Annotated in this window: 31 protein-coding genes; 20 read left to right on the top strand and 11 right to left on the bottom strand. The window is 54.4% G+C overall.

Annotated elements, in window-relative coordinates; translation table 11 throughout:
- The first annotated feature begins 5 nt into the window (after positions 1-5).
- Positions 6-800 carry an ABC transporter ATP-binding protein gene (locus ACSSVV_RS05085; protein WP_011784596.1) on the top strand — a complete coding sequence of 265 codons (795 nt, stop codon included), beginning with the start codon at positions 6-8 and terminating at the stop codon, positions 798-800.
- Between the two features lie 60 nt (positions 801-860).
- On the opposite strand, the gene ACSSVV_RS05080 is transcribed toward ACSSVV_RS05085, so the two are convergent.
- Together ACSSVV_RS05080 and ACSSVV_RS05075 are read right to left on the bottom strand one after the other, a co-directional pair.
- Entirely contained in the window at positions 861-1,679 is an 819-nt protein-coding gene (locus tag ACSSVV_RS05080; protein ID WP_454105687.1) for a DUF6160 family protein, read from the bottom strand.
- Between the two features lie 64 nt (positions 1,680-1,743).
- Positions 1,744-1,950 carry a hypothetical protein gene (locus tag ACSSVV_RS05075; RefSeq protein ID WP_454105686.1) on the bottom strand — a complete coding sequence of 69 codons (207 nt, stop codon included), beginning with the start codon at positions 1,948-1,950 and terminating at the stop codon, positions 1,744-1,746.
- A 286-nt stretch (positions 1,951-2,236) separates the two neighbouring features.
- Between ACSSVV_RS05075 and ACSSVV_RS05070 the strand changes: the two genes are divergently transcribed.
- The 15 genes from ACSSVV_RS05070 to ACSSVV_RS05000 all read left to right on the top strand — a co-directional run bounded on the left by ACSSVV_RS05070 (position 2,237) and on the right by ACSSVV_RS05000 (position 13,670).
- A complete protein-coding gene (locus tag ACSSVV_RS05070; protein WP_454105685.1) occupies positions 2,237-4,375 on the top strand; it encodes an adenosylcobalamin-dependent ribonucleoside-diphosphate reductase in 2,139 nt (712 codons plus the stop codon).
- Between the two features lie 30 nt (positions 4,376-4,405).
- Entirely contained in the window at positions 4,406-5,104 is a 699-nt protein-coding gene (locus ACSSVV_RS05065; RefSeq protein ID WP_454105684.1) for a TSCPD domain-containing protein, read from the top strand.
- Positions 5,105-5,442: 338 nt separating this feature from the next.
- Positions 5,443-6,732: an SMODS domain-containing nucleotidyltransferase gene (locus ACSSVV_RS05060; RefSeq protein ID WP_454105683.1), complete on the top strand. Its 1,290-nt coding sequence runs from the start codon at positions 5,443-5,445 to the stop codon at positions 6,730-6,732.
- Positions 6,733-6,738: 6 nt separating this feature from the next.
- Positions 6,739-7,344: an SLATT domain-containing protein gene (locus tag ACSSVV_RS05055; protein ID WP_454105682.1), complete on the top strand. Its 606-nt coding sequence runs from the start codon at positions 6,739-6,741 to the stop codon at positions 7,342-7,344.
- Positions 7,323-7,712, top strand: coding sequence for a hypothetical protein (locus ACSSVV_RS05050; RefSeq protein WP_454105681.1), 390 nt, complete (start codon positions 7,323-7,325; stop codon positions 7,710-7,712). Before ACSSVV_RS05055 ends, ACSSVV_RS05050 begins: the two co-directional genes overlap by 22 nt.
- Before the next feature lie 72 nt (positions 7,713-7,784).
- Positions 7,785-8,171, top strand: coding sequence for a tautomerase family protein (locus ACSSVV_RS05045; protein ID WP_454105680.1), 387 nt, complete (start codon positions 7,785-7,787; stop codon positions 8,169-8,171).
- Positions 8,172-8,264: 93 nt separating this feature from the next.
- Positions 8,265-8,807, top strand: coding sequence for a DinB family protein (locus ACSSVV_RS05040; protein ID WP_454105679.1), 543 nt, complete (start codon positions 8,265-8,267; stop codon positions 8,805-8,807).
- Positions 8,804-9,772: a glycosyltransferase gene (locus ACSSVV_RS05035; protein WP_454105678.1), complete on the top strand. Its 969-nt coding sequence runs from the start codon at positions 8,804-8,806 to the stop codon at positions 9,770-9,772. The genes ACSSVV_RS05040 and ACSSVV_RS05035 overlap by 4 nt, the downstream gene beginning before the upstream one ends.
- Positions 9,773-9,776: 4 nt before the next feature.
- On the top strand, positions 9,777-10,385 hold the full coding sequence (locus ACSSVV_RS05030) for an HD domain-containing protein (RefSeq protein WP_023011082.1): 609 nt from the start codon (positions 9,777-9,779) through the stop codon (positions 10,383-10,385).
- Between the two features lie 37 nt (positions 10,386-10,422).
- A complete protein-coding gene (locus tag ACSSVV_RS05025; protein ID WP_454105677.1) occupies positions 10,423-10,725 on the top strand; it encodes a hypothetical protein in 303 nt (100 codons plus the stop codon).
- An 83-nt stretch (positions 10,726-10,808) separates the two neighbouring features.
- Positions 10,809-11,270, top strand: coding sequence for a carboxymuconolactone decarboxylase family protein (locus ACSSVV_RS05020; protein WP_454105676.1), 462 nt, complete (start codon positions 10,809-10,811; stop codon positions 11,268-11,270).
- Between the two features lie 211 nt (positions 11,271-11,481).
- Positions 11,482-11,655: a hypothetical protein gene (locus tag ACSSVV_RS05015; RefSeq protein ID WP_454105675.1), complete on the top strand. Its 174-nt coding sequence runs from the start codon at positions 11,482-11,484 to the stop codon at positions 11,653-11,655.
- Between the two features lie 114 nt (positions 11,656-11,769).
- The gene (locus tag ACSSVV_RS05010; RefSeq protein ID WP_454105674.1) at positions 11,770-12,576 is read left to right on the top strand and encodes a tetratricopeptide repeat protein; all 807 of its coding nucleotides are present in this window, start codon (positions 11,770-11,772) and stop codon (positions 12,574-12,576) included.
- A 131-nt stretch (positions 12,577-12,707) separates the two neighbouring features.
- Positions 12,708-13,193 carry a hypothetical protein gene (locus ACSSVV_RS05005; protein ID WP_454105673.1) on the top strand — a complete coding sequence of 162 codons (486 nt, stop codon included), beginning with the start codon at positions 12,708-12,710 and terminating at the stop codon, positions 13,191-13,193.
- Positions 13,194-13,262: 69 nt separating this feature from the next.
- Positions 13,263-13,670: a hypothetical protein gene (locus tag ACSSVV_RS05000; RefSeq protein WP_022992529.1), complete on the top strand. Its 408-nt coding sequence runs from the start codon at positions 13,263-13,265 to the stop codon at positions 13,668-13,670.
- A gap of 38 nt (positions 13,671-13,708) precedes the next feature.
- On the opposite strand, the gene ACSSVV_RS04995 is transcribed toward ACSSVV_RS05000, so the two are convergent.
- Entirely contained in the window at positions 13,709-13,870 is a 162-nt protein-coding gene (locus ACSSVV_RS04995) for a CCGSCS motif protein (RefSeq protein ID WP_022992530.1), read from the bottom strand.
- A 252-nt stretch (positions 13,871-14,122) separates the two neighbouring features.
- Here ACSSVV_RS04995 and ACSSVV_RS04990 point away from each other — a divergent pair, with 252 nt between their 5' ends.
- The 3 genes from ACSSVV_RS04990 to ACSSVV_RS04980 all read left to right on the top strand — a co-directional run bounded on the left by ACSSVV_RS04990 (position 14,123) and on the right by ACSSVV_RS04980 (position 15,709).
- Positions 14,123-14,812, top strand: a complete 690-nt coding sequence (locus ACSSVV_RS04990) for an aspartate/glutamate racemase family protein (RefSeq protein ID WP_454105672.1) — start codon at positions 14,123-14,125, stop codon at positions 14,810-14,812.
- A gap of 72 nt (positions 14,813-14,884) precedes the next feature.
- Positions 14,885-15,217: an SMR family transporter gene (locus ACSSVV_RS04985; RefSeq protein ID WP_113879638.1), complete on the top strand. Its 333-nt coding sequence runs from the start codon at positions 14,885-14,887 to the stop codon at positions 15,215-15,217.
- Positions 15,218-15,223: 6 nt separating this feature from the next.
- Positions 15,224-15,709 carry a GNAT family N-acetyltransferase gene (locus ACSSVV_RS04980; RefSeq protein ID WP_454105671.1) on the top strand — a complete coding sequence of 162 codons (486 nt, stop codon included), beginning with the start codon at positions 15,224-15,226 and terminating at the stop codon, positions 15,707-15,709.
- Between the two features lie 7 nt (positions 15,710-15,716).
- Here the strand turns inward: ACSSVV_RS04980 and ACSSVV_RS04975 are convergent, their stop codons facing one another.
- Positions 15,717-17,771 (bottom strand): dehydrogenase, encoded by a 2,055-nt coding sequence (locus ACSSVV_RS04975; protein ID WP_454105670.1) that lies wholly within the window; start codon positions 17,769-17,771, stop codon positions 15,717-15,719.
- A gap of 152 nt (positions 17,772-17,923) precedes the next feature.
- Here ACSSVV_RS04975 and ACSSVV_RS04970 point away from each other — a divergent pair, with 152 nt between their 5' ends.
- Complete coding sequence (locus tag ACSSVV_RS04970) at positions 17,924-18,292, top strand: class I fructose-bisphosphate aldolase (protein WP_454105669.1); 369 nt, start codon at positions 17,924-17,926, stop codon at positions 18,290-18,292.
- A 19-nt stretch (positions 18,293-18,311) separates the two neighbouring features.
- Here the strand turns inward: ACSSVV_RS04970 and ACSSVV_RS04965 are convergent, their stop codons facing one another.
- From ACSSVV_RS04965 to ACSSVV_RS04935, 7 genes are all read right to left on the bottom strand, one after another.
- A complete protein-coding gene (locus ACSSVV_RS04965) occupies positions 18,312-19,289 on the bottom strand; it encodes a tRNA dihydrouridine synthase (protein ID WP_454105668.1) in 978 nt (325 codons plus the stop codon).
- A 150-nt stretch (positions 19,290-19,439) separates the two neighbouring features.
- A complete protein-coding gene (gene katG / locus ACSSVV_RS04960) occupies positions 19,440-21,611 on the bottom strand; it encodes a catalase/peroxidase HPI (RefSeq protein ID WP_454105667.1) in 2,172 nt (723 codons plus the stop codon).
- Between the two features lie 350 nt (positions 21,612-21,961).
- The gene (locus ACSSVV_RS04955; RefSeq protein ID WP_022992538.1) at positions 21,962-22,180 is read right to left on the bottom strand and encodes a DUF2835 domain-containing protein; all 219 of its coding nucleotides are present in this window, start codon (positions 22,178-22,180) and stop codon (positions 21,962-21,964) included.
- Between the two features lie 13 nt (positions 22,181-22,193).
- The gene (gene htpG / locus ACSSVV_RS04950) at positions 22,194-24,086 is read right to left on the bottom strand and encodes a molecular chaperone HtpG (protein ID WP_023011091.1); all 1,893 of its coding nucleotides are present in this window, start codon (positions 24,084-24,086) and stop codon (positions 22,194-22,196) included.
- Positions 24,087-24,187: 101 nt separating this feature from the next.
- Positions 24,188-24,622, bottom strand: a complete 435-nt coding sequence (locus ACSSVV_RS04945) for a PaaI family thioesterase (protein ID WP_011784563.1) — start codon at positions 24,620-24,622, stop codon at positions 24,188-24,190.
- Positions 24,619-25,089, bottom strand: a complete 471-nt coding sequence (locus ACSSVV_RS04940; RefSeq protein ID WP_011784562.1) for a PaaI family thioesterase — start codon at positions 25,087-25,089, stop codon at positions 24,619-24,621. The genes ACSSVV_RS04945 and ACSSVV_RS04940 overlap by 4 nt, the downstream gene beginning before the upstream one ends.
- A gap of 18 nt (positions 25,090-25,107) precedes the next feature.
- Complete coding sequence (locus ACSSVV_RS04935) at positions 25,108-25,848, bottom strand: DUF599 domain-containing protein (RefSeq protein WP_014421798.1); 741 nt, start codon at positions 25,846-25,848, stop codon at positions 25,108-25,110.
- Between the last annotated feature and the right edge of the window lie 2 nt (positions 25,849-25,850).

Genomic DNA, 25,850 nt, shown 5'->3' with positions numbered 1-25,850 from the left:
GCACTATGATCAGCGCAACCGATCTGCGGCTTACCTTTGGCAAAGGCACCCCGCTGGAAAACCCGGCCCTTCGGGGCATGAGCCTGACGGTAAACCAGGGCGAATTCGTGACGGTCATCGGCAGCAACGGCGCCGGAAAATCCACCTTCCTGAACGCCCTCGCCGGCGAAGTCATGGTGGACAGCGGCCAGATTATCGTCGACAACCTGGACGTTACCCGCCTGCCTACCCACAAACGTGCGGCCCGGGTTGCCCGGGTGTTCCAGGATCCCCTGGCCGGAACCTGTGAAAACCTGTCCATTGAAGAAAACCTGGCGCTGGCCATCAAACGCGGCCAAAGCCGGGGCCTGACCAGCGCGGTGAAAAAACAGTATCTGGGCCAGTTCCGGGAAAGCCTTGCCACCCTGAAACTGGGCCTGGAAAACCGCCTGGGCGACAAAATGGGCCTGCTTTCCGGCGGCCAGCGCCAGGCTGTCAGCTTGCTGATGGCCAGCCTCACGCCCTCCAGCATTCTGCTGCTGGATGAGCACACCGCAGCTCTGGACCCGAAAACCGCCAACTTCGTGCTGGAACTCACCCAGCAGATCATTGAGGAGCAGAAGCTCACCGCCCTGATGGTCACCCACAGCATGAAACAGGCACTGGAAGTCGGCAGCCGCACCGTGATGCTGCACCAGGGCCAGGTGGTATTCGATATTGCCGGCAAAGACCGGGACGGACTGGAGGTGAAAGACCTGCTGGGCCTGTTTGAGAAACAACGCGGCCTGGAAGTGGACGACGACAGTCTGCTGTTGGGTTAAAACACCCGACCAACAAAAACGGGGCCTACGCGACCCCGTTTTTGTTTCTGCTCAACCATTTTAATGGCCGTAGATCACCATCTGGGTATTGGTGATGGCCAGGTCGTCCATGAAGATGCTGCCAATGGACGTACCACCCACCAGCACACCGCCAATGGTCATATCGGCACGGAACGAATCCATATCCACCGCCAGGCTGTCGACACCCAGGCTGTTGGAGCTCTTGTAGATATCGAGGTCCACCTTGGCGAACAGGTCCGGAATGTTCTTGTTGCGAACCGGGTCATAGGTATCGCCGGTCAGACGCAAATCCCGGATACCCACCGCCAGGAACGGTGCGTCAAACTCCATGTTATCAATGGCGATATCGGCGCGCAGGTTCATCACGTCGGTATCGGCATCAATCTCGATGTTGGCACCGCCCATCAGGATATCGGCAGTGAAATTATCGAGGATGGTCGTGGAGTCCGTAGTGCCGACTAAGTTCCATTGGTCAGTCGAGACCCGCACATCCACCGCACCGAACATCTGCGGTAGCACGTTGATGATGGCATCACCGTCACTGAGCACATCGATTTCAATACGAATGTTATCCAGCAAATCGGTTTCCTGGGCGGCACCGCCCATCAGGTTAACACCCAACTCCGGGAACAGATCGCTACGGTTGGTACCGCCCACAAAGATGTTGTTGATCTCAAGCGAACCTTCATCGGTGTAGATAAACCGATCAATGTTCAGTTTGGTCTCCAGCTCAATGGTCACACCCGCCTGGCCGGTGATGTTTCCCATCGTGGTTTCATCCAACGGTTGAAACGCCAGGGCCGCAGGGGGCGCCCCGGCAATACACAGCGCAAGAACGGTAGGTTTCAGGCCTTTCATTGTTCTTTTCCTTTTATAGTCGTTATCACTTCCTGTGGGCCACTGCAGTATTACGACGCCACTCTCATACTCTACCGACACGTCGTTTTTGGATACGTGCAGAAGTCACAAAAACCTGCATTCCACAACTTTTCAGGCGCACACTTTTTAACCACAACATGTAGTGACCTGCAGAGAAACCGGCAATGGCGCGGCTTCCCGCAGATTCAAGAACTTTTCCATTGATTTTCTTTGCCCCCAAGCGCCAATCAATAGTTGCTCTCTTATTCACAGAACACTATATCCTGTTATACTTCCCAAAAAATAAGCCCATATATAGGGCCGGATACGCCAACACCTACTGAATGTCAAGCAGTAGAAATGCCAGCAGACACAAGGCTGGCAGCAGTGATCAACACAGAATTCCGGTTATGGAAGGCAGCCTTCCCGGCCAGGCACAAACACCATATATAGTGCTTCTGCTGGCGCGATAACCAATGCAGTACCAGAAACACACAGGGGTAAGGCGCTGAGGACGGCGTCTTCAAAAAGAGACATACTGAAAACCGAGGGTGGCAATGAACGCTAAGGCACAGGCAGTGATCACAACGATTCCCATGCAGGAAGCTTCGCTGGATATCTGGAGCAGCAAGTACCAGCTCAAGACCAAGACCGGCGAGCCTGTCGACAAAGACATCAACGCAACCTACGAGCGCGTGGCCAAGGCCCTGGCCGAGGTTGAGAAAAAGAATGTACGCGACAAGTACATGAAGGAATTCCTGTGGGCACTGCAAAATGGTGCCATCCCTGCCGGCCGCATTACCTCCAACGCCGGTGCCGAAGCCCACAAGCCGGCAACCTCCACCATTAACTGCACCGTATCCGGCACCATCCAGGATTCCATGAACGATATCCTGGAGAAAAACCACGAAGCGGGCCTCACCCTCAAGGCTGGCTGTGGTATCGGTTACGAATTCTCGACCCTGCGCCCGCGCGGTGCCTATGTTGCCGGCGCTGGTGCCACCACCTCTGGCCCGCTGTCGTTCATGGATATCTTCGACCGCATGTGCTTCACCGTGTCTTCCGCTGGTGGCCGCCGCGGTGCCCAGATGGCCACCTTCGACGTACACCACCCAGACGTGATCGAATTCATCCAGGCCAAGCGTGAAGACGGCCGCCTGCGCCAGTTCAACCTGTCCCTGCTGATCACCGAAGACTTCATCGAAGCCGTGCGCAACGGTGACGACTGGCACCTGTCCTTCCCGGTCACCCAGAAAGAAGCCGACGACGAAGGCCTGGACCTGACCGATGCCAGCCAATTCGTATACCGTGACTTCCCGGTACAGGAAGGCTACGTGGTGAACAACGAAGGCAAAGTTGCCTGCCGTATCTACAAAACGGTGAAAGCCCAGTTCATCTGGGACACCATCATGACCAGCACCTACGACTACGCCGAGCCGGGCTTTATCCTGATCGACAAGGTCAACCAGATGAATAACAACTGGTTCTGTGAAGACATCCGCGCCACCAACCCCTGTGGCGAGCAGCCCCTGCCCCCGTACGGCAGCTGCCTGCTGGGCTCCGTGAACCTCACCAAATTCGTTGAGTACCCGTTCACCGAGAAAGCCAGCTTCAACTACGAGAAGTACCGCAAAGTGGTGGGCACCTTCACCCGCATGCTGGACAACGTAGTCGAAATCAACGGCCTGCCCCTGGCCGAACAGCGCCACGAAATCACCTACAAGCGCCGTCACGGCATGGGCATCCTGGGCCTTGGTTCTACCCTGGCCATGCTGCGCATGCCCTACGGTTCAGAAGAGTCCGTGCAGTTCACTGAAGAAGTGGTTCGAGAAATGGCCGTTGAAGGCTGGCGCCAGTCGCTGGCCCTGGCGGAAGAGAAAGGCCCGGCGCCAATCATGGACGACGAGTTTGAAGTAACGCCGAAAATGATGGCCAAGTGCCCGAAACTGGCCGAAGACGGCATCAAGGTGGGCGACAAGGTCAAAGGCAAGGTACTGCACGCCAAGTACAGCGCCTACATGGGCCGCATTGCTGAAGTAGAGCCGGAGCTGGTGGCCAAGCTGGCCGAGAAAGGTGGCCGTTTCACCCACCACACCTCCATTGCTCCGACCGGCACCATCAGCCTGTCGCTGGCCAACAACGCCAGTAACGGCATTGAACCGAGCTTCTCTCACCACTACGCCCGGAACATCATTCGTGAAGGCCGTAAAACCAAAGAGAAGGTAGACGTATTCAGCTTCGAACTGCTGGCCTACCGCCACCTGGTGAACCCGGGCGCCATGCCGTTCTCCGATGAAGAAGACAAGAAGCTGCCCAGCTACTTCACCACATCTGACGACGTAACGCCCACGCAACACGTCGACATCCAGGCTGCGGCACAGAAATGGGTAGATTCCTCCATTTCCAAAACCGCTAACGTTCCAACAGAATTCCCGTACCAGGATTTCAAGGACATCTACCTGTACGCCTACGACAAGGGTCTGAAAGGCTGCACCACCTTCCGCTTCAACCCGGAAGCGTTCCAGGGCGTACTGGTTAAAGAGAAAGACCTTGAGAACACAATGTATGAGTTCACCCTGGACGACGGCAGCAAAGTGACCTTGCGCGGCAACGAACAGGTAGAGTACGACGGCGAAATCCATACCGCCGCCAACCTCTTCGACGCGCTGAAAGAAGGCACTTACGGCAAGTATTAATCCGGGAACCGACAGACAGGAACTACGAAAATGACAGTGAAAATCAGCAACAAGATCGTCGGCTACCGGGTAAAGAAAGCCGACACCGAGACCACGGGTGAGCACCAGGCGCCGGTGAAAGCCGACACCAAGCCGGTGGAGATGAACGAGAACATCGAACGCCCGGATTTCCTCCTGGGCACCACCTACAAGATCAAGCCGCCGGTGGCCGAGCACGCGATGTACATTACCATCAATGACATCCTGCTAAACGAAGGCACCGACCACGAGAGCCGTCAGCCCTATGAAGTGTTCATCAACTCCAAGTCGATGGAGCATTTCCAGTGGGTAATCGCCCTCACCCGCGTTATCTCTGCGGTCTTCCGTAAAGGTGGCGATGTCACCTTCCTGGTGGAAGAGCTGCGTAGCGTGTACGACCCCAACGGTGGTTACTTCAAGAAAGGCGGTGTTTTCATGCCGTCCCTGGTTGCTGAAATCGGGGCCGTAATCGAGAAACACCTGAAAGCCATCGGCCTGCTGGAAAGCGACGAGCTGAGCGAAACCACCAAGCGCATTCTCGCCGAGAAGCGCGCGGAGTTTGAAGCCAGCCAGAACAAGGCCACCAATGATGATTCCAGTAGCGATTACCCGGCCAACGCCACCATGTGCGGCAAGTGCAACACCAAGGCGGTGATCGTGATGGACGGCTGCGCTACCTGCCTGTCTTGCGGCGACAGCAAATGCGGTTGAGGTGATTGACCGCTGATTAACGACAAGGCCTGGTTGTGGAAGCTTCCGGGCCTTTTTGTTGGGCGGAAAATATGTAGTGCTTCGTTATTCCCGAAAAATTAGACTGCGTTGATATTACTGAAGATTGATCTAGACTGATTCTTTTTTGGACTTGTAGTTACTTGATCTTCGGGTGTTTTTAGAACGTCGACAACCAGCGGGTTTGTATTATGGATGCGTGATAATGAAGGGTCAGACAATTTCAATGATGAAGACTGCTATCTAATACACTGTTATAGCCCCCCCCATTTAAGCGTCAAGTCTAAACTAATTTCTTAAGTATCAATGTAGAGTTATCTATGGCCGTAACTGAGATGTTTTCTAATTTCCTAATTAATCTGAAGGTTGATAATGCTGACACTATCAGTTCGCGTTACGGTGAAATTACATCCAGTCTCAATAAGAAGTTTAGAGACTCAGAATCTAAGACCGACAATAGCTTACAAGTAGGCTCTTACGGCCGCTGGACAGCCATTAAAGGCGTTTCTGATTTAGATATGTTGTATATCATGCCAGCGGGTCAATGGGATAAATATAAGAATGGTGGCCAATCAAGATTACTAACCGACACCAAGGATGCGATCAAGGCTAGATACCCGAAAACAGATGTTCGCGTCGATAGACTGGTTGTAACTGCAACTTACCAAAACTTCCACATAGAAGTACAACCAGTTTTCGAACAGGGAGATGGAAGCTTTAAGTACCCAGATACGTATAACGGTGGTCGCTGGTCGATCACCAAGCCTCGCGAAGAAATACGTGCAATGAAAGAGTTCGTGGAGCAGAAAAATAAAAATTTACGTCGACTGTGTAAGATGGCTAGGGCATGGAAAAACAAGCATGGAGTAGGAATAGGCGGTCTGCTTATCGATACTTTAGCGCATAATTTTCTTAAGTCTACATCTGACTACGATGGTAAAAGTTACTCGTATTATGACCGAATGAGCAGAGATTTTTTTAAATATCTATCTGAACTGCCCGACCAAAGCCATTATAAAGCTCTTGGCAGTGGCCAAAACGTTAAGGTAAAAAAGAAATTTCAAAAGAAAGCAAAAAAGGCATATGATCTTTGCTTAAATGCTATCGAAGCCGGTGATTCTGATAGCGCCAATGATAAATGGAAGAAAGTTTATGGTCGTCCCTTTCCTGGTAAGACTCAGAAGGTTCAAGAATCTGCTGCGAAAAGTCAACAGACTTGGCGGGATACTGAGCAGTTTATTGAAGACCAATATCCTGTTGATATTCGGTATTCCATAACTTTGGAGTGCGAAGTTTCACAGCGCGGTTTCAGAGAGCACTTTCTAACACATATGCTCGCAAAATCGATACCACTACTGGCAAATAAAAAGCTACTGTTTACAATAAAATATTGTGGCGTACCGGAACCATATTTAATAAAGTGGAAGGTTTTGAATAGGGGTCCTGAGGCTAAGAAAAAAGATTGTGTCCGTGGTCAAATTGTTTCGGATGAAGGATACAATAAAAGGAGGGAAACTACAGACTTTCGAGGTGAGCACGTTGTGGAGTGCTACGCTATTAAAGATGGTGTTGTGGTAGCCAAAGATAGAATTGATGTGCCCATTCAGTGAGAAATCATGAAAAAAGATGAATTGTTAAAAGCTATCGCTGAGACTGGTTATAATGTTGGATTTGGTGCAAAGAAGCATTTTGCCACTTATGATATAGTCGAGAAAACTCCTGGTTTTATAAGTTTTTTCTCAATGGCTTTTGGCATTTATGCACTTGCATTTGATGGTTTGTCAACCAAGTTTCTTTCCGCATCTTTTATAATTCTAGGCATCGTTGGATTGTATATATCACTCTACGATAGCAATAAGTTGGAGTATGAGAAATCCGGAATAGCCTTGACAAAACTATACAATGAACTTGGAAACCTGTATCGCAAAGCAAAGGGCGCTGATGAAAAAGATATCACAGAATTTGAAAAACAATTAACCACGCTTCAGGCTGAGTACTATTCATTGTGCCAAAGCAAACAGATTATGCTTAGCGATTGGTATGCACATTACAAATTTTTCTGGCAGCACCAGATAGATTGGGTAAATGAACAAAAACAATTTAGGTTTTTTAGAGACAAAATTCCACTGACCTTATCAGTATTCGTAATCGGTACCTGTTTGGGGATCAGTATATGGAGTTTTGAGCTGGGGAAATTGATTTGCACAATAGTCTCACCTTGAGCAGCTATAACAAGTTGTTCCAGTTCGTTCCGGGCCTGGCGGCCCTCCACCGGATGCCCATTTCGCTGCGCTACAAGGGCACCGCTGAACAAAAGCGTTATATGGCAGAGGGAGGGCCTATGAACTTATTCAGCCTTTATCAAGGCAAGAATATCGGCAAGCTAGCAGAGGTTAATACTCTCGGAAAGGGCCCCCTGAAACAGCGTATTGATGTCGTAGGGCTAGAGCTCGAAAATGGCGAGAAAGCGGTTGGCTTAAAGGTCGTTGCCAAGAGCCTTCTGTCTTATCAAGCCGTCCCTGTCTCCCTCAGTGCAGACCAGGCCAGGGAGCTTGCGCATTGGCTACTTCAGGCCTTGGGCGAAGAGTAAATGCAACCAATCAATTAGATCTGTTCAGGTTCTACCCCGTCTTTGCGGACATTACCCATTGCAGGAGGCATCGTGATAGTCATTTACGGAATCAGAGAACATCTCAATCCGATCAAGGCTCAGCTCTCCGAGGTCATTCACGGATGTATGCGGTCCGTACTCGGTATGCCGGAAGACAAGCGGGCTCATCGTTTTATCCCCATGGAACCCGAGGATTTTTATTATCCCGGTGGCAGAACTCCCGCCTACACGGCCATCGAGATCAATATAATGCAGGGCCGAACGCCCGAGACCCAAAAAGCTTTGATCAAGGAGCTCTTCCAAAAGATTGAGTCCGTGGTTGGCATCTCACCCGTGGATGTTGAGATCACAATCAAGGAACAACCTCCCCACTGCTGGGGCTTTCGTGGTATGACTGGAGATGAGGCCCGTGACCTCAAGTATTCGGTAAATGTGTAACAATGTGGTCAAAGCCACCCATTTGCTTCTGGGACTTCACCGCCATTCGAGGACAATTCAAGGCTTTACAGCTAGGTACGGAACGGAATTCCAATGAACCTGAAAAACCACTTTGAACTGCTCGCCACTTACAATCAGTGGATGAACGCAAAGATCTACGATGCGGCCGCACAGCTTTCGGCCGATGTGCTGGCGAAAGATCGCGGCGCCTTCTTTGGTTCTATTCTGGGAACACTGAACCATATCCTCGTCGGAGATACGATCTGGCTCAAACGTTTTGCTACTCATCCGTCATGTCAGGTCTCGCTCCGAGAAATCGCTACCCTTGATAATCCAACTAGCCTGAACCAAATTCTCTTTGGTGATATTGCGCACTTAACAGAACACCGAACCTGGTTGGATTGGCTGATTATCCATTGGATTTCCGAGTTAACCGAAGACGATCTCGCTGTCACTCTCAGTTATCACAACACCAAAGGGATTCCGGCCAGTAAACGGTTTTCAAGCCTGGTGCTTCATTTCTTCAACCATCAAACCCATCATCGGGGGCAAGTGTCAACTTTGCTCTCCCAGGCAGGGGTGGATATTGGGGCGACTGATCTGTTGGTTCAAATTCCCGAAGAGTCTCAGGCATGACCCATCGCTTCAATTCTGCAGCCTCCCCTGCGGCACCTCAGTCCCGCGAAGGACACCAATCAGGACAATTTGCTCCTGCGTCTGCTCCTCTGGTCAGCATCATCACCCCCACCTTCAACCGTGAGCGCACCATCACGAAAGCGGTTGAGTCTGTGTTGGCCCAGTCTTATCCCCACTGGGAGCTCATCATCGTTGATGATGGCTCCCGGGATAGCACCCGTGAGAAGCTGGCCAGTTACCTGGATGATGACCGCATCCACTACCACTTTCAGGAAAACCAGGGCCAGAGCATTGCCCGCAACCTGGCGCTTCAATATGCCCGGGGCGAATTACTGTGTTTTCTGGATTCCGATGACCTGTGGGTGCCTGAAAAGCTGGAACGGCAAGTGGCGCTGATGCAGGCTCACCCGGAGGTGGATGTCCTTCACAGTGATGAAATCATGATCGATGAACAGGGCCGGGAGTTGTCCCGCAAGAATATGCGCCGATACTCGGGCCGGATTGCTCGCCAGATGTTGGTGGACAACAGCGTGAGCATCAACACGGTAATGGCGCGGCGGAAATGCTTCGATGCCATGGGCGGGTTTTCGGGCCGCTACGGCGTTGCCGACGATTACGACATCTGGCTGCGTTTTTCAGCCCGTTTCACCTTCCTGTATGTGCCCGAGTATTGGGGCTATTACCGGGTGATGGCAGACCAGATTTCCAGCGATAAGAAACGCCGATTTGCCGCCAACGAAGCGATCATTCGTGATTTTATAGGGGAATACGGAAGTACACTCCAACCCAGTGACATCCGCTGGGGTCTGGCCCGCTTCTACTGCCGGAAAGCCCGTCATTTTGCATCAGCAGGAGACTCGGCGACGCCCTGGGGCGCGGTTGCTCAGGCGTTGCGGTATGCTCCGCTGGATTCCGTGGTATGGCGCGCCGTTTATCGGGTGATCTTTCCGGGCAAAGGTGGCTAGAGCAATGAACCAAACACGATGGCAAACCCTGATGAGCGCTCTGGGGCTCCCGCTTTCAGAAGAGTGTTATCACGCACTCCATGCCGCCTACTCAGAGAAGCACCGGTTCTACCATACCGTCGATCACATTGATGCCATGCTTACCCACCTTGACGGCGTAAAGGAAATCGCTGAAAAACCGGAAGAGCTGGAGCTGGCCATCTGGTTCCACGATGCCGTCTACAAGCCCCTGTCGAAGACTAACGAGCTGGACAGCGCAAACTGGGCACAGGCGTTCCTGACTGCTCACAGTTACGGTAAGGCAGGCATCGAGCGCGTGCACAACCTCATCATGGCCACTCTGCACAATGGCAACGTGAAGACGCCGGACGAGCATCTGATTGTGGATATCGACCTTGCCATTCTGGGCGCCCCGCCTGAGGTGTACGATCAGTTTGAGCGTAACGTGCGCAATGAGTACAGGCTGGTGCCCGGGTTTATCTACCGCAAGAAGCGAAAGGAGCTGCTTCGGTCCTTTCTGAGTAGTGGCAGCATTTACAACCTTGAGCTGTTTAACGAAAGATACGAAGATCAAGCAAAACAGAACCTCCACAGGGCCATTAGCACGTTATAGACTGCCCTGCGTAATCAGTGGATAAAAAGGACTTTCAATGACTCTCGGATGGGTAATTACCGGCACAATCGGCCAGGTGCTTCTGGCCTACATGCTGTTTCTGCTGGGTGTATTCGGTTTCAGCGCCGTGGGTAACACCCACCGCCCCACTCCGTTCGATTTCTCGGTACTCAACTCGGCCCTGTATGCAGCGCCTGCAAGCTGTCTGATCAGTGCGGTGGTTGTTATTGGTCTCTACCGCTCTGGCGCGAGTGAAATGTCCTATCTCTGGTACGCAGCGCCGATTCTGTTGTTTGCAAGCTACTGCCTGTACGTCAAGCTGTGTATCAAACGCCAGTGAGTGGCGTTGTGTCGAAAATCTTCAATACCCGCTCGCCCATAGTCATTATTGTGAAACTCCAACACTATTGGAGAACATGAACGATGACTGCACGCGCGAACTATATCGGCCTGGCACCCAAAGCCATGCAGATCCTATTGAATCAGGAAGCCTATCTGAAAGAGCAGTTCAGCGACTCCAGCATCCTGAGCACGGCGTTGTGGGAGCTGCTGAAGCTACGGGTTTCACAGATTAACCAGTGCGCCTTTTGCGTGGACATGCACAGTAAAGATGCCCTGGCCCAGGGCGAGACAGTGGAGCGTTTGATTGGCTTGAGCGCTTGGCGGGATATGCCGATGTACTCAGCCACAGAGCGCGCGGCTCTTGAGTGGGCAGAGCATCTTACCCAAAGCAAGCCGGTGGACGACCAATACTATGACAAACTGGCAACGGCCCTTGGCGAAAAAGGGCTGGTTGATGTAACCATCGCGGTGAACGCTATCAACAGCTGGAACCGGATCGTCAAAACCTTCAAGCCAGAGGTAGGCAACTATAAACCCCAGTAGCCTTGGCAAACCTGCATTCGACTTTCAGTTGTCCTGTCCATCGGGCCCGCTTTCGGCCTTTGTTCAGGGGGTTTGGTCTGCAGCTGTCTCAGAATCGGTAGCGGAACCTGTGGTAAAGCTGTTGCATTCTGAGGCGTGCAGCAGCATCTGGTTCAGTCTTGCGGGGGACGTAAGAATCGGGGATATAGCAATTCCTGAAGGGGTGGTTGTTTTGCCGGTAGAGAAGGTGGCCGCCCAGGTATCACTGGCGCCGGGATCAGAGCTCGCGGGGATTCGCTTTGAGCCTGCCATCGGCTATGGCCTGATCCGCCAGCACTTTGGCCGGCCCACGGTACTGACCCGGGAGTTCCGTACGATTGCGCGCATCACGCCGGGCAAGGTGTAATCACTGGAAATGAGGCATGAGGACTGGAATCCCCCTACTCATTTTCGTAGCCTGTTCTCAGGTTCATATCCAGCCCGCGACCAGTGCAGATCAGCAAACTTGGAGTTGTCTCTCATGAAGGGAATCAGAAGCGCCTGCGCGCTAATCGTCCTCACCTTTTTCTCCGCTCTGACCCAAGCCGCCACCGCCGTCGAAATGGCCAGGCAGGCGTACTTCTTGATTGAGCGTGACCCTCTCGATCTTGATCAACGTAATGAAGCGAGTTACCTGATTCAGCGCGCCAATGTGTTGGACGGCGACGAGCCATGGGTGGCGGTTGCCCAATCCCGCCTGACTCTGGTGAACGGCTACAGGGTTGGGCAACGACACGATCGCCGGGCCTACGAAGAAAGCGCCGTCAGCACCGCAAGGCAACAGGCGGAACGCGCAGTTCGTAATGGGCCGAACCTCGCCATGGCACACGTTCAGTTGGCTATGGTGCTCATTATTCAAGGCGAACTGCGTACGGCCTGGGATCATTTGAATACCGCAGACTCACTGGATGAACAGAGCTTCTACCCCTGGTACCTGCGAACGGTTATCGCGATACACCACAAAGACGAAAAATTCGCCGCAGAGGGTTTCAAAGAAATCGAGAGCAGAGCATCCCAGAAGTATCAGAAACGGCTGTTGCTTCAGGAGCGCATGCGGTTGGCCAAGGCTACTAAAAACCTTGTGGAGCGAGATAGGCTGTATCGGGAAATGATCGATCTGGACCCGGACTATGCCTACGCCTGGGGCAATTACGGTTCATTTCTATTGGGCCAGAAACGTTACCGGGAAGCCGTTCATAACCTGGAGCGAGCCGTAGAGTTGAAACCCTACGGGCTCGCGGTGAGCCAGTTAGCGGAGGCACGCAGGAAGCTGAATCAGGCGTTCTGATTCGTGGCCAGTATGCTTGCAAACGATGCGTGCTAATGTGCAGGCCTTCCAATCGGCTGGCGGAACTTGCGGCGGAACTTAAAACAGAATAGCTTGAACACCTCTGGTTAAACCTTGAATGGAGCGCAATCATGCAAAGGATCGCATCACCCAAATTCGGTTTGCTCGGCCTTACAATGCTGTGCCTGCTTCCCGGCATTACCCAAGCCGGCGGCCCGTCTCCCGAACACTACCTCAAAAACAGCCCGATGGTATTGGAGGTTCGCTATTGCGAATGCCAGGCCACAGAGCCGGGCAACGCTCCGACCGAATTACGCCCGGCGTTTCTGGAACAGTCGCGTCTACTGAAAGTTGACGTAGACCCTGACGGCACGGGATTTGTATCTTCACCGGAAATAACATTAGGCTTTGAGCTCAAGGCGCGGCCAGAATCCCCCAGCGACTTCACCTTCAAGTTCGCCGGCCATTACGATCCCGTAAGCCAGAACGTTACCGGTACCGGAGAGGTATTGCTAACGAAGGATCAGTGGCTGAATCTGTTCAGCTCCAGGCATGAGAGCGAAAACAACACGGAATACCGGGATGTTGCGGTAAGGCTAGTTTCCGGAGACTTGTAAGCCAGTTAGTAGTGTTACACTTGCAACCCGCCATTAAAACCAACTTTAAACGGGTTCCACGAGACACTCATGGTTAAATCGATCGCTTTGGCGGGGCTTCTTGTCCTGCTCCTGGGGCTGATTATCTTTCAGTACATCATAACCTCGGTGCCCAGCCTGGAACCGCCCATCACGGTAAGTGACGCCCGGCGCGTAGATGACAACAACTCCTTGCTGGTGTCGCTCACCGGAAGCGAAGGCCGGCGTTTCACCCTGGGGCTGCGTGGCGATATAGAAGAGAAACCGGAGGAAGCCGCGCTGTTTTTCATCAGCCGCCCGACCCTGGTGCCCTATGTGTACTGGCCAGGGTTCCGCAGTAATGACGAAAAACGGGTTCTGAATTTGCTGACGTCTTGGGAAAAAAACCGAAAGGCGCCTTCTGAAGATTCAGAACACGCGGCGTATCAGATTTATTCAGTGTTAAAGGGTCGAAACTAACCCCGGGCTTCAGCCCGGGGTTAACTTCAAGCTCCGGTTTACGAACAGGACCCGCAGCAGGTACCGCCCTCGCCGTGCCCACCCTTTTTTGGCTCGTCGTTCTGCGTCTCCGCAATACCACTTGCCTCGACGTGTTCAACGCCATTGCTTTCAGTTTCTGCGTCTTCTTTCTTGAAAATATTCACGAATGACAGGGCCATCTGGATACCTCGGTTTGCTACTGGATTTAACATTCATTTTTTATGCATGTTATTGGGTGGACATCTATTTGGTCAAGCGATTTACACCTCCGGTAACGTCAAATTTGATTCCGGTGCCGGAACCTCTATACAGCGCTATGCGTAAAACAATACCATCGGGGTTTCCCCAAGACTCAGGGAACTCGACGGAAGCCGCACGGATTCCAGGCAGGCTTGCCTGGTTCAATTATTTCAAAGGAAGAAGCCACTACTATGAAAACCATAGGTCTCATCGGTGGAATGAGCTGGGAATCCACCCAAACCTACTATCAGTTGATCAACCAGAGAGTGCGAGACGAGCTGGGCGGGCTGCACTCAGCGCGACTGGTTCTCTACAGTGTGGATTTTGCCGAGATCGAAACCCTGCAACATCAGGGGGACTGGGCAGCGACCGGGGAAATTCTTGGTGCGGTCGGAAAGGCGTTGGCCGCGGCAGGGGCCGATTTCATTGTGTTGTGCACGAACACCATGCACAAAGTGGCAGATAGTATTGAGAAGGCTTCTGGCCTGCCGATGCTTCACATCGCCGATGCGACAGCTGATGCGCTTCATCGCGATGGGATCCATTGTGTCGGCCTTCTCGGCACAAAATTCACCATGGAACAGGCGTTCTACAAGGAGCGTCTGGAGAACCGTGGCATCCGGGTTTTAGTGCCGGGTGACGCGCAGAGGGAATTCGTGCATACCGTGATTTATGACGAGCTATGCCGTGGTATTATCCGCCAACCTTCAAAACAGGGCTATCTGCAGGTGCTGGACTCACTGGCCGCACGAGGAGCGCAAGGCGTAATACTGGGTTGTACCGAAATTGGCTTATTGGTGCAGCAGGCTGATACTGCCATTTCGCTTTACGACACCACCCGCATCCACGCGGAGCAAGCCGTTGCGCACGCCTTAGCGTGACCAGCACAGCCGTTTCAGCCACCACAGTTTATTTAGCTCCTCATTCACTTGGTGATGGTTTTAACACGTTCTATGAAAAGCTGGCTGCTTCTTGGTCTGGCCATTGTGGCCGAAGTGATTGCTACCTCGGCACTGAAATCCAGTGACGGATTCACCCGCCTGCTGCCAAGTGTTGTGGTGGTGATCGGGTACAGTGTTGCCTTCTATTTTCTGGCGCTGGCCATCAAGGTGATTCCAGTGGGGATTGCCTATGCCGTCTGGGCCGGGCTGGGCATTGTATTAATTTCGCTCATTGGTTGGTTACTGCTCGGTCAAAAGCTGGATTTTCCTGCGGTTGTCGGTATGCTGCTGATTGTAGCCGGCGTATTGGTTATCAACCTGCTTTCCAACACAGGTGCACACTGAACCGACATGAGTACCGTAACTTCGATCACCATTCGTAAATACCGGATTCAGGATCTGAGCCCGGTGGTTCGCCTGTTCACCGATTCCGTGCATGAGCTCACGGCAGGCGCCTACGACGAAACCCAGCGCTATGCCTGGGCTTCACGCACACCCCATCTGGATACCTGGCGTGAGCGCCTGGAGTCTCTGGAGACCCTGGTGGCAGAAGAAGGCACAGATCTCGCCGGTTTCATTTCCTATGAAAAAGACGGCCATGTCGATCTGGTATTCACCGCTCCCAACTACGCCCGTCGCGGCATTGCTTCTGCCCTTTATCACGAGGCAGAGCAGCAGCTCAAAGAGCTGGGCGTAACAGAACTCAAGACCGAGGCCAGCGTGGTTGCCCGGCCCTTCTTCGAGCGCCACGGTTTTGAGGTGGTGGATGAACAGCGAGTGACGGTGCGTGGCGCCCAATTCCTGCGTTATCTGATGCGCAAAAAACTCGACACCTAACCTTGACTCAAGCGGGCTCTTCGGCCTCTTCGGCCAGAGTCCGCACCCGCTCAAAGTCCTCCTCGGTAAACACACCATTCACGCCCGATATGGCGGCCAGCTCCATGCCGTGCTTGAGCCCGAGCTTGTAGATCTCCCGCACCTTCTCCCATTCAATGTTTCGGCCCAGGGTAAAGTTCTCGAATCTCGCTTCCAGCGCCAGCACAATCGTCTCGGCCAGACAGGCGTAGGCGATGCCCCGGGGCAAGCCGATGTCCTTCATGCGAACGTTTCCGGGTAGCTGGATTTCCCCGGATTCGATTACCAGCACATCCGGCCGCTTGGCCACGTCCTCCGCCGGGATATCCAATGGCCGGGCCACGTCGGTGATCACACAGCCGGGTTTCACCTGCATGATGTCCAGAATGCGTTTACCGGCCCCGGACGTAGCGGTGACCACCATATCCATTTCTGAAAGATCCCGATCCGTGGTGGCAGAGACGTGAACGATGGCCCCAGGAGTTTCCAGTTCGATACTTTCCCTCAGCGCCAGCAACTTGGCTGCCTCCGGGGCCACCATGTAGATTTCGTCCACGGCTTTTGCCAGCAGGCGCGCGCACACGGAACCAATGGCGCCTGTGGCCCCGACCACCATCGCCTTACCCGCCATTTTGCCGCTCTTGCCAATACTCACGCGGCCGACTTTTTTGGCGGCGTCGTGGGCGGCCCAGAGCGCGCCGGAGGCACTGTAGCTGTTACCCGTGGTGATGGGTAACGGTGCTCGTTTGGCCACGGTGATGCCGGCGTCACCCACCACTTTGGTGAACGCACCCAGTCCCATAATCTGGGCCCCGAGTTTCTTGGCCAGTTTTGCCGCCGCCAACAACCGGCTGTAGGTAAACTCCGGGCCGTGGGCCATGATTTCCCTGGGTGTGCCACCTACGGTGATCAACCAACCCTCGGCTTCGTCTCCGGTGGGGGATTTGATGCCGCTTACCTTGGAGTAAATGAAAGGCGGTGTATAAGCCACAGCCTTTTCCACCAGGTTCATCACGGTGGGTGGCGAAACATTGGCAATCCAGTCCAGCGGTGGGGTTTTGGTCAGGTACTGCTGAGACAGCGGATGAATCACGAAGGCAAACCGGTTTACCCGCCGATAGCCGTTGGGATATAGAATCCGCGGCTCGATTCCCAGGGTTTGAATAACGTCCAGGAAGTCGTCTGCGCCCAGCTGCTCCGGCGTGCGGGACAAGGCCGCGCTTATCATCGCTTCCATCACATTCACGCCCACGGGCCGGCCTTCCAGCCAGGGACTGTAGTCCACTACCATGGCGACTTTCCGGGAGCGGAACCAGTCCAGGGCAGACTCCGTAACCCGGGAGGTGATCACGGTTTTACCGTCCAGTTCCTTTTCCGAGAAAGCCTCCAGATCCCCCATGGCACCTACAATCACATGGGAATCCTTCACCGATTCATGCAGAGAACCGCGAATCAGCTTTTCGCCCATGCGGTAAATTGGCGTTTTGTGCAGAGCTTCAATGAGCTTGACCGCCGCAGGACGGAAGGTTACCGGAGCAGTAAGCGAGGTATAGGTTTCGAGCTGACGCAGGGAAGTAAGCAATCTCGGTACGCCAAAATCCAGGTAGGGATCGGCAAAAAACAGGTTATCGGTGTGTTCAGACAACGCCTTGGCAATTCGGTAGCCGGCCTGGCCGTTCAGAAACAGTACCCGGGCGTTGTCAAAAAAGTGCCCCAGCTCAGTCTGTGTATGGCGTACCGCCCATTCCTGCAAGATACCCCGGAGGCCGGCACCGGTCGTCACCGGTTTGTCCGGAATACAGGCCTCAAGGCGAGCCGTGTCAGGATGTTCCAGCTGCTCACGGCCCACCTGGTAGTGATCGTGAATCATGCTCAGGCCAATGGCATCGGCCTCCCCGCAAACGGAATCCAGCACCGCCTCGGCACGTTCCAAGTTTCCATCCGTGCCTACCCGAATAATCCGGAATGGCTGTTCCAGAAATGTGGTTTCCAGTTCGTAATCGTATTCCGATGATCCCTGGCTGACACTAACGACCGTTTTCATGGCGGGGGCATCCTTGTTGTTTTGTTATGCAATCAGTTTAGAAGATGGAGCGCTCAGCTGCTTTAGCTCAGATCAAATAGCAGGCACAAAATAACCGGCTAAACTCATGCTGTGTCGAAACCTCAAACCCCAGTCCGATTCAGGGAGGCTCCATGACCACTCAGGAAGAACTTAACGCCACCATTGCCGATCTGGTGCAACCGGGCAAGGAATCCGGCAAAGCCACGCCTGAACAGCTTGCCGAAGCAACACTGAGCGTCTTCCGGCGAGTGGTGCCAGCGGCCGTCCCCGGGATATTTTTTCTCTCCGGAGGCCAGACACCTGAAGAATCCACCGAGAACCTCAATGCTCTGAACAGCATGGGCTACCATCCCTGGGAGCTGAGTTTCTCCTATGGCCGGGCTCTCCAGGAACCTGCCCAGAAAGCCTGGGCCGGAAAGCTGGAGAATGCCGGGTCGGCACAGGCGGCCATGAAAAAACGGGCCAGACTCAATGGCCTGCCCGTTCCGGTGATTATCTAGGCTCAATGGAAGCTGATAATTAGGCCGCGTTGGTGTGGCGCTGCGGCAGGCCTAATGGCTGATCCAGGCAGGCCAGCATGGGCTCAACTTCCCGGATTTTACGAGCCTGGGGCCAAAGGGCCTCGGCTTCGGCAAAGCCCTGGCGCAGGTAGTTGAGCCATTGCTTGATGCGGCCGGTCACATATTTGTCTTCCAGGCGGGTTTGCAGGGCGGCCGCGTATTCCCGCACCAGCACGACAGCCTCTGCCCAGCTCATGGGCTCCCGTGTTTCTCCGCTCTGGGAGGCCTTGATCTGTGCCGCCAGATCTGGCCGGGCAATCAGGCCCCGGCCGATCATCACATCGTCACAGCCGGAGACTTTCCGGCAGCGCCAGTAATCGTCTACGGTCCAGATTTCGCCATTGGCGATTACGTGGCTTTTGACCGCTTCGCGTACCCTGGCGATTTCTTCCCAGTAGGCCGGCGGTTTGTAGCCGTCTACTTTGCTGCGGGCGTGAATCACGATTTCCGAGGCCCCTGCTGCTTCCAATGCCTGACCACAGGCCACAGCCATGGAGCGGTCGTCATAGCCCAATCGCATCTTGGCGGTGACCGGAATATCCGCAGGCACGGCTTTACGAACGGCCGCGGTGATTTCATACATCAGCTCCGGCTCGCGCATCAGTACACAGCCGCCCTTGTGTTTGTTCACCGTCTTGGCCGGGCAGCCGAAGTTGATGTCCACCTGCCCTGCTCCCAGCTCGGCGGCCTTGGCACCGTGACGGCCCATCATTTCAGCGTTGGAGCCCAGAAGTTGAACGGCCACGGGCGTGCCCACTTCAGTCAACGCGTTGTTGTAAAGTTCCGGGGCGTACTTGTAGAAAATCCGGGGCGGCAACATGCCGTGGGTCACGCGAATAAATTCCGTCACGCACCGGTCAATCCCGCCGACTTTGGTCAGGGTTTCACGGATGGGTGCGTCGACCAGCCCTTCCATCGGGGCAAGGATGATTCGCATGAAGGCTCCAGAAACTGAGAGAAGTGAATCAGAGTGCGGCTGATCAAAAATCAGGCGGAGCGGATTGTAAGGAATTCGGGGGAAAATAGGTAGCCGGGCATCCCGAAACAGGATGCCCGGCTGGGGGCTTCTCAGAACGTTACCGGCAGATTATGCCTGTACGTCAAAGCGGTCGTTGTTCATGACCTTGGTCCAGGCAGCGATAAAGTCCTTCACGAACTTCTCGCCGTTGTCGTCCTGGGCGTACACCTCTGCGTAGGAACGCAAGATGGAGTTGGAGCCGAACACCAGGTCTACCCGGCTAGCGGTCCACTTGGTCTGGCCAGTCTTGCGATCCCGGATCTCGTAAGTACCGTTACCCACCGGCTTCCAGCTGTAAGCCATGTCGGTCAGGTTCACGAAGAAGTCGTTCGTAAGCTGGCCCTCTCGGTCTGTGAACACACCATGCTTGGTACCGCCATGGTTGGTGCCCAGCACCCGCATACCGCCGATCAGTACCGTCATCTCCGGTGCAGTCAGACCCATCAGCTGGGCGCGATCGAGCAGCAGCTCTTCCGGCTTCACGATGTAGTCTTTCTTCTGCCAGTTACGGAAGCCATCGGCTACCGGTTCCAGGTATTCGAAAGACGCTGCATCAGTCATCTCGTCGGTTGCGTCGCCACGCCCCTTCAGGAAGGGTACGCGAACATCGTAACCGGCAGCTTTCGCTGCTTTCTCGATACCCACGCTACCGGCCAGTACGATCACATCGGCCACGCTGGCACCGGTTTCGGCAGAGATCTGCTCGTACACCTTGAGCACCTTGCTCAGACGGGCCGGCTCGTTGCCTTCCCAGTCTTTCTGCGGTGCCAGGCGGATACGGGCACCGTTGGCACCGCCGCGCATATCAGAGCCACGGAAGGTACGGGCGCTATCCCAGGCAGTGCTGACCATCTCGCTGATGCTCAGGCCGCTGTCTGCAATCTTCTCTTTGACCACTTCTTCGCAGTAGTCGATGCTGCCTGCCGGTACCGGATCCTGCCAGATCAGGTCTTCTGCTGGGGCTTCCGGGCCGATGTAACGGCTCTTCGGGCCCAGGTCACGGTGAGTCAGCTTGAACCATGCACGGGCGAAGCAATCCTTGAAGTATTCCGGATCTGCCATGAACTTCTCACAGATGGCACGGTACTTCGGATCCATCTTCATGGCCATATCCGCATCGGTCATGATCGGATTGTGGCGCTTGGACGGGTCGCTGGCATCCTGCGGCTTGTCCTCTTCCTTTATATTGACCGGTTCCCACTGCCAGGCGCCGGCCGGGCTCTTCTTGAGCTCCCACTCGTAGCCGAACAGAAGGTCAAAGTAACCCATATCGAACTTGGTCGGATGAGTGGTCCAGGCACCTTCAATACCGGAAGTCACGGCATTGGCGGCCTTACCCTTCATGTTCGGGTTGCTCCAGCCTAAACCCTGCTCTTCTACATCAGCCGCTTCCGGCTCAGGGCCGAGGGCACCTGCGTCACCGTTACCGTGACACTTACCAACGGTGTGGCCACCGGCTGTCAGGGCTGCGGTTTCTTCATCGTCCATCGCCATACGGGCAAAGGTTACGCGAATCTGTTCACCGGTCTTGATCGGATCCGGCTGGCCGTTTACACCTTCCGGGTTTACGTAGATCAGACCCATCTGAACCGCGGCAAGCGGGTTTTCCATGGTGTCTGGCTTTTCTACGTCGTCGTAACGCTCGTCAGACGGAGCCAGCCACTCTTTCTCGTTGCCCCAGTAGATGTCTTTTTCCGGGTGCCAGATGTCCTCACGGCCGAAGGAGAAGCCGTAAGACGGCAGACCCATAGACTCATAAGCCACCGTACCGGCCAGGATAATCAGGTCAGCCCAGCTCAGTTTGTTACCGTACTTTTTCTTGATCGGCCACAGCAGGCGGCGGGCTTTGTCCAGGCTGACGTTATCGGGCCAGGAATTCAGCGGTGCGAAGCGCTGGTTACCGGTGCCACCGCCGCCACGGCCATCCTGGATACGGTAGGTGCCCGCTGCGTGCCAGGACATACGAATCATCAAGCCGCCGTAGTGGCCCCAGTCTGCCGGCCACCAGTCCTGGCTGTCTGTCATCAGGGCGTGCAGGTCTTTTTTGACGGCTTCGAAGTCGAGCTTTTTGACTTCTTCGCGATAGTCAAAGTCTTCGCCCAGGGGATTGGTCTTGCGATCGTGCTGGTGAAGGATGTCGAGGTTCAGCGCCTCCGGCCACCAGTTCATGACATCGCGATTTTCAGTTGAATTAGCACCGTGCATAACCGGGCACTTACCACCAGAATTCGTCTCACTCATCGTACTCTCCTGCTTCTGCGTCATTGGCAAAAAGGCGTTTATCATTCAAGAGCAACTATCAATATAGATCATTCACAGTTGGCTGCTTGAATGTTTCCTACCGCCAGAATAGTGAAGGACTATCGACTCTCCCGCTTCACTGGCAAATCTGTAACTCACTGGGCAATCGCATAATTCCCGCAGTAATCGGCCAGAATTCCCAGAGAGTCACTCCATGCTACCGATGTGAGATAGGACAACGCTGACATAGGGCAACTCCTGTGTTAACGAGAACACCGTTACCTTACCGCCGACGCCATCAAGAGGAACAATTAATTAAAAATAAATTTACGAGAGCTTTTATTTATCGACTAAAGGCGCTCGATAGAAGTGAACTTCCCGGCATCGTCAAACAGGATGCGAAAGCTGCCGCGTACGCCGTCATTGAGGAAAAAACGGGAGAGGATACGGGCCGGGAAGCGGACAAAACGTCCGTCCCGGGCCGTGGTGTGAACATCGGTGGCCACGCCCTGATAGAGCTTGATCCACTCATCAGGGCTGATGCTGATGTCCACAATGATCTGCTGCATTGGCGCGTCTGTCTCAGTTGGCCAGTTCGAGCAACAGTCGGTTCAGGCGGCTCACATAGGCGCCCGGGTCTTTCAGCTGCTCACCACTGGCCAGGGTGGCCTGGTCGAACAGCACGGCAGACAGTTCCTTGAAGCGCTCTTCACCCTGCTCGGTTTCCAGCCGCTGTACCAGCGGATGGTCCACATTGATTTCGAAGATCGGCTTGCTCTCCGGCACCTTCTGGCCGGCGGCTTCCATGATCTTCTTCATCTGGGCACCCATATCGAACTGGCCCACCACCAGGCACGCCGGCGAATCGGTCAGGCGGTTGGTTACCCGCACTTCCTGTACCTGGTCTTCCAGGGCGGCCTTGATTCGCTCCAGCAGATCCTTGTGTTCCTTGGCGGCTTCTTCCTGGTGCTTCTTGTCTTCCTCGGTTTCTACCTCGCCCAGGTCCAGGTCACCACGTGCGACATCCTGGAACTGCTTGCCGTCGTATTCGTTCAGGTAACCCATCATCCACTCATCGATACGATCAGACAGGATGAGCACCTCGATGCCCTTCTTGCGGAATACTTCCAGGTGCGGGCTGCTCTTGGCGGCGGCAAAGTTGTCGCCGGTGATGTAGTAGATCTTGCTCTGACCGTCCTTCATCCGGCTGATGTAATCATCCAGGGACACATTCTGGGTGGCTTCACCGGTATGGGTGGACGCGAAGCGCAGCAGGCCGGCGATTTTCTCGCGGTTGCTGAAGTCTTCTGCCGGGCCTTCTTTCAGAACGGTACCAAACTCGTCCCAGAAGCCCTGGTATTCGTCGCCGCCTTTCTTGGCCAGCTTGGACAGCATATCCAGCACCCGTTTGGTCATGGCGGTGCGGATGCTCTCCACGGTGCTGTCGTTCTGCAGGATTTCCCGCGATACGTTCAGGGACAGATCGTTGGAATCGATTACGCCCTTGGCGAACCGCAGGTACAGCGGCAGGAACTGCTCGGCGTCGTCCATGATGAACACGCGCTGCACGTACAGTTTCAGGCCACGGGGCGCTTCCCGGTTGTACAGGTCGAACGGCGCGCGCTTGGGGATGTACAGCAGGCTGGTGTAGTCCAGCTTGCCTTCTACCTTGTTGTGGGACCAGGTCAGCGGGTCTTCAAAATCGTGGGCGATGTGTTTGTAGAATTCCTTGTACTCTTCGTCTTTGATCTCGGTACGAGGCAATGTCCACAGGGCGGTGGCATCGTTTACCGTCTCTTCTTCGCCCTTCTTGTCCTCTTCTTCCGATTCGGCCTTCATTACCACCGGGAACGAGATGTGGTCAGAGTACTTCTTCACCAGGCTGCGCAGCTTCCAGCCATCGGCAAACTCTTTATCCTCGGTTTTCAGGTGCAGCACGATTTCGGTACCACGCTGCTCACGAGTCGCCGGCTCGATGGTGAACTCGCCATCGCCCTTGGATTCCCAGTGCACGCCGTTGTCGGCAGGCTCGCCCGCCTTGCGGGTGAACACTTCCACTTTGTCCGCCACGATGAACGCGGAGTAGAAACCAACACCGAACTGACCGATCAGCTTGCTGTCTTTTTTCTCGTCGCCAGACAGTTGCTTGAGGAACTCGGCGGTGCCGGACTTGGCGATGGTGCCCAGGTTGGCGATCACATCGTCACGGGTCATACCGATGCCGTTGTCGGCGATGGTGATGGTGCCGGCATCTTTATCGTAATCCAGGCGAATCTTGAGGTCGGAATCGCCTTCAAACAGCTTGTCGTCTTTCAGGGCAGCGAAGCGCAGTTTGTCTTCGGCGTCTGAGGCGTTAGAGATAAGCTCACGAAGGAAGATCTCTTTGTTCGAGTACAGAGAGTGGATCATCAGGTGAAGCAGTTGCTTCACTTCGGTCTGGAATCCCAGGGTCTCTTTGTTGGCTTCTACCGTCATGGCTGGTTTGGTCTCCTGCTGTGTCACAAATAAAGAAACAGTTTTATGAGCAAGAGAGTGGGGGTTGGCCGGAGTATTTCAACCCCGGCGAGCACCCAAAATCAGTCTTCGAGCAGGAAGTGAGCTCGGGCGGTGGCGATGGGCTGGGAGCGAGACTTCTGCCAGGCGGAGATCATCACGTTGGCCACGCGGTTACCCTGGCGGGTAAGCCGGCACTCGGCGTAAGTTTCCCGGTTCAGGCCGGCCCGAAGATAGTCGAGGGAGAAATCGACAATTCGGGGCATGCGGAAGGTGTCCTGGGACATAATCAGGTAGATCGCCGCGGACATTTCCATGAAACCACCAATCACACCGCCATGAATGGCCGGCAGGATCGGATTGCCCAGGTTCTCTTCCTTTGCGGGCAGGCGGAAGATCAGGTCATCACCAAATCGGTCGCACTGCAGGCCAATCCAGCTGGCGTACGGGATACTCTCCATCATGCGCGAGAAGTCGCCGGTTTCCTGGGTGTAGCGCAGAATTTCCGGGTCGGTCATTCCTCACCTCCGGTGATCAGGTCGCGATAGGATTTCGGCGTGGCTTCTTTGCCAATGCGCATGAAGGTGCCCACGCAATTGGCGATGGTTTCACCCCCCTCCTGATAGGCCTCGCAGCGCGTAAAGATGATGTTACGGGTGATCTTGTAGGTCTCTGCCCTCGCGTACACCGGCTTCCGGGGCTCCGCCGGGCGCATGTAATCCACTCTGAGATCCAGGGTCGGACACAGCTCAAATTCATCCAGACCACAGATCATTACCGAACCGGAGGCGGTGTCCATCAGGGTCGTGATAGCGCCACCATGGATAACTCCAGTGTCCGGGTTGCCAATAATCCTGTCGCTGTAAGGCAGCTCCATAACCAGATAGCCTTCACCCGCCTCCGTTGCGTTCAGACCCAGTTCCCTTGCCTGGTTGAGCGTACTGATAAACCGGTTAACCCGGTTTATTCGGGTTTCATCATTCATTCAGGACTGTCCTGCAGATCAGTTCTTGGATTTTACGTCCGCATCGGCACGGGCGGGTATGGCTTCTTCGAAGACCTTGCCGTCGCGCAGGGCGGATAATGCATCTGAGTGGAATTCTCGGCGGTAGAGTACGTACACCACCAGGGTTGAGGCAGCCATAAAGGCCACCGGATGAATGAACCAGGCCACCACCGCCAGCGCATAGTAGTAAGAGCGCAGGCCGAGGTTAAAGGCGTCGCCGGCCAGATTACAGATGTTGCCGGCACTGCGGGCAAAAGCTTCCCTGGCTGCCGGGCTGGTTTTGCTGTCATCCGGCAGGGGTGCACTGCCAATCATGACGGCCACAAAGTTGTACATTCTCATGGACCAGGTGAACTTGAAAAACGCGTAAATGAAGACCACCAGCAACACCACCAATCGCAATTCCCAGATTTCACGGCTGGGTACGGCGGAAAATGGCATGGTGGCGAAAATTTCCATGGCCTCGCTGGTATAGCCCAGAGCGGTGATAATACCGGCGAGAATCAGCAGACAGCTGGAGGCAAAAAAAGCACCGTTGCGTTCCAGGTTACCGACAACCGACGCGTCTGAAATGCGGTTTTCACGCTTGAGCATGACCCGCATCCAGTCTTCCCGGTATAAATCCAGGGTGTTCGACAGGCACGAGCGCGAATTGGCGCGATTGCGCGAATACCAGGTATACCCTCCCCAGCAGACAAAAAACCAGATCAGTGCCAGAAATTCCAGATAGTAGCTCATTG

It is taken from the genome of Marinobacter sp. MBR-105 (genome assembly GCF_053628895.1).
This window is presented reverse-complemented; position numbering and strand designations above follow the sequence as displayed.

Coding starts and splice junctions, on each gene's coding strand:
- ACSSVV_RS04990 (WP_454105672.1), top strand. CDS start 14,123: ATGAAAACCATAGGTCTCATCGGTGGAATGAGCTGGGAATCCACCCAA.
- ACSSVV_RS05085 (WP_011784596.1), top strand. CDS start 6: ATGATCAGCGCAACCGATCTGCGGCTTACCTTTGGCAAAGGCACCCCG.
- katG (WP_454105667.1), bottom strand. CDS start 21,611: ATGAGTGAGACGAATTCTGGTGGTAAGTGCCCGGTTATGCACGGTGCT.
- ACSSVV_RS05000 (WP_022992529.1), top strand. CDS start 13,263: ATGGTTAAATCGATCGCTTTGGCGGGGCTTCTTGTCCTGCTCCTGGGG.
- ACSSVV_RS04985 (WP_113879638.1), top strand. CDS start 14,885: ATGAAAAGCTGGCTGCTTCTTGGTCTGGCCATTGTGGCCGAAGTGATT.
- ACSSVV_RS05040 (WP_454105679.1), top strand. CDS start 8,265: ATGAACCTGAAAAACCACTTTGAACTGCTCGCCACTTACAATCAGTGG.
- ACSSVV_RS04940 (WP_011784562.1), bottom strand. CDS start 25,089: ATGAATGATGAAACCCGAATAAACCGGGTTAACCGGTTTATCAGTACG.
- ACSSVV_RS05080 (WP_454105687.1), bottom strand. CDS start 1,679: ATGAAAGGCCTGAAACCTACCGTTCTTGCGCTGTGTATTGCCGGGGCG.
- ACSSVV_RS05070 (WP_454105685.1), top strand. CDS start 2,237: ATGAACGCTAAGGCACAGGCAGTGATCACAACGATTCCCATGCAGGAA.
- ACSSVV_RS05060 (WP_454105683.1), top strand. CDS start 5,443: ATGGCCGTAACTGAGATGTTTTCTAATTTCCTAATTAATCTGAAGGTT.
- ACSSVV_RS05065 (WP_454105684.1), top strand. CDS start 4,406: ATGACAGTGAAAATCAGCAACAAGATCGTCGGCTACCGGGTAAAGAAA.
- ACSSVV_RS05030 (WP_023011082.1), top strand. CDS start 9,777: ATGAACCAAACACGATGGCAAACCCTGATGAGCGCTCTGGGGCTCCCG.
- ACSSVV_RS04980 (WP_454105671.1), top strand. CDS start 15,224: ATGAGTACCGTAACTTCGATCACCATTCGTAAATACCGGATTCAGGAT.
- ACSSVV_RS05025 (WP_454105677.1), top strand. CDS start 10,423: ATGACTCTCGGATGGGTAATTACCGGCACAATCGGCCAGGTGCTTCTG.
- ACSSVV_RS05010 (WP_454105674.1), top strand. CDS start 11,770: ATGAAGGGAATCAGAAGCGCCTGCGCGCTAATCGTCCTCACCTTTTTC.
- ACSSVV_RS04955 (WP_022992538.1), bottom strand. CDS start 22,180: ATGCAGCAGATCATTGTGGACATCAGCATCAGCCCTGATGAGTGGATC.
- ACSSVV_RS04935 (WP_014421798.1), bottom strand. CDS start 25,848: ATGAGCTACTATCTGGAATTTCTGGCACTGATCTGGTTTTTTGTCTGC.
- ACSSVV_RS04970 (WP_454105669.1), top strand. CDS start 17,924: ATGACCACTCAGGAAGAACTTAACGCCACCATTGCCGATCTGGTGCAA.
- ACSSVV_RS04945 (WP_011784563.1), bottom strand. CDS start 24,622: ATGACCGACCCGGAAATTCTGCGCTACACCCAGGAAACCGGCGACTTC.
- ACSSVV_RS04965 (WP_454105668.1), bottom strand. CDS start 19,289: ATGCGAATCATCCTTGCCCCGATGGAAGGGCTGGTCGACGCACCCATC.
- htpG (WP_023011091.1), bottom strand. CDS start 24,086: ATGACGGTAGAAGCCAACAAAGAGACCCTGGGATTCCAGACCGAAGTG.
- ACSSVV_RS04995 (WP_022992530.1), bottom strand. CDS start 13,870: ATGGCCCTGTCATTCGTGAATATTTTCAAGAAAGAAGACGCAGAAACT.
- ACSSVV_RS05020 (WP_454105676.1), top strand. CDS start 10,809: ATGACTGCACGCGCGAACTATATCGGCCTGGCACCCAAAGCCATGCAG.
- ACSSVV_RS05055 (WP_454105682.1), top strand. CDS start 6,739: ATGAAAAAAGATGAATTGTTAAAAGCTATCGCTGAGACTGGTTATAAT.
- ACSSVV_RS05035 (WP_454105678.1), top strand. CDS start 8,804: ATGACCCATCGCTTCAATTCTGCAGCCTCCCCTGCGGCACCTCAGTCC.
- ACSSVV_RS05005 (WP_454105673.1), top strand. CDS start 12,708: ATGCAAAGGATCGCATCACCCAAATTCGGTTTGCTCGGCCTTACAATG.
- ACSSVV_RS04975 (WP_454105670.1), bottom strand. CDS start 17,771: ATGAAAACGGTCGTTAGTGTCAGCCAGGGATCATCGGAATACGATTAC.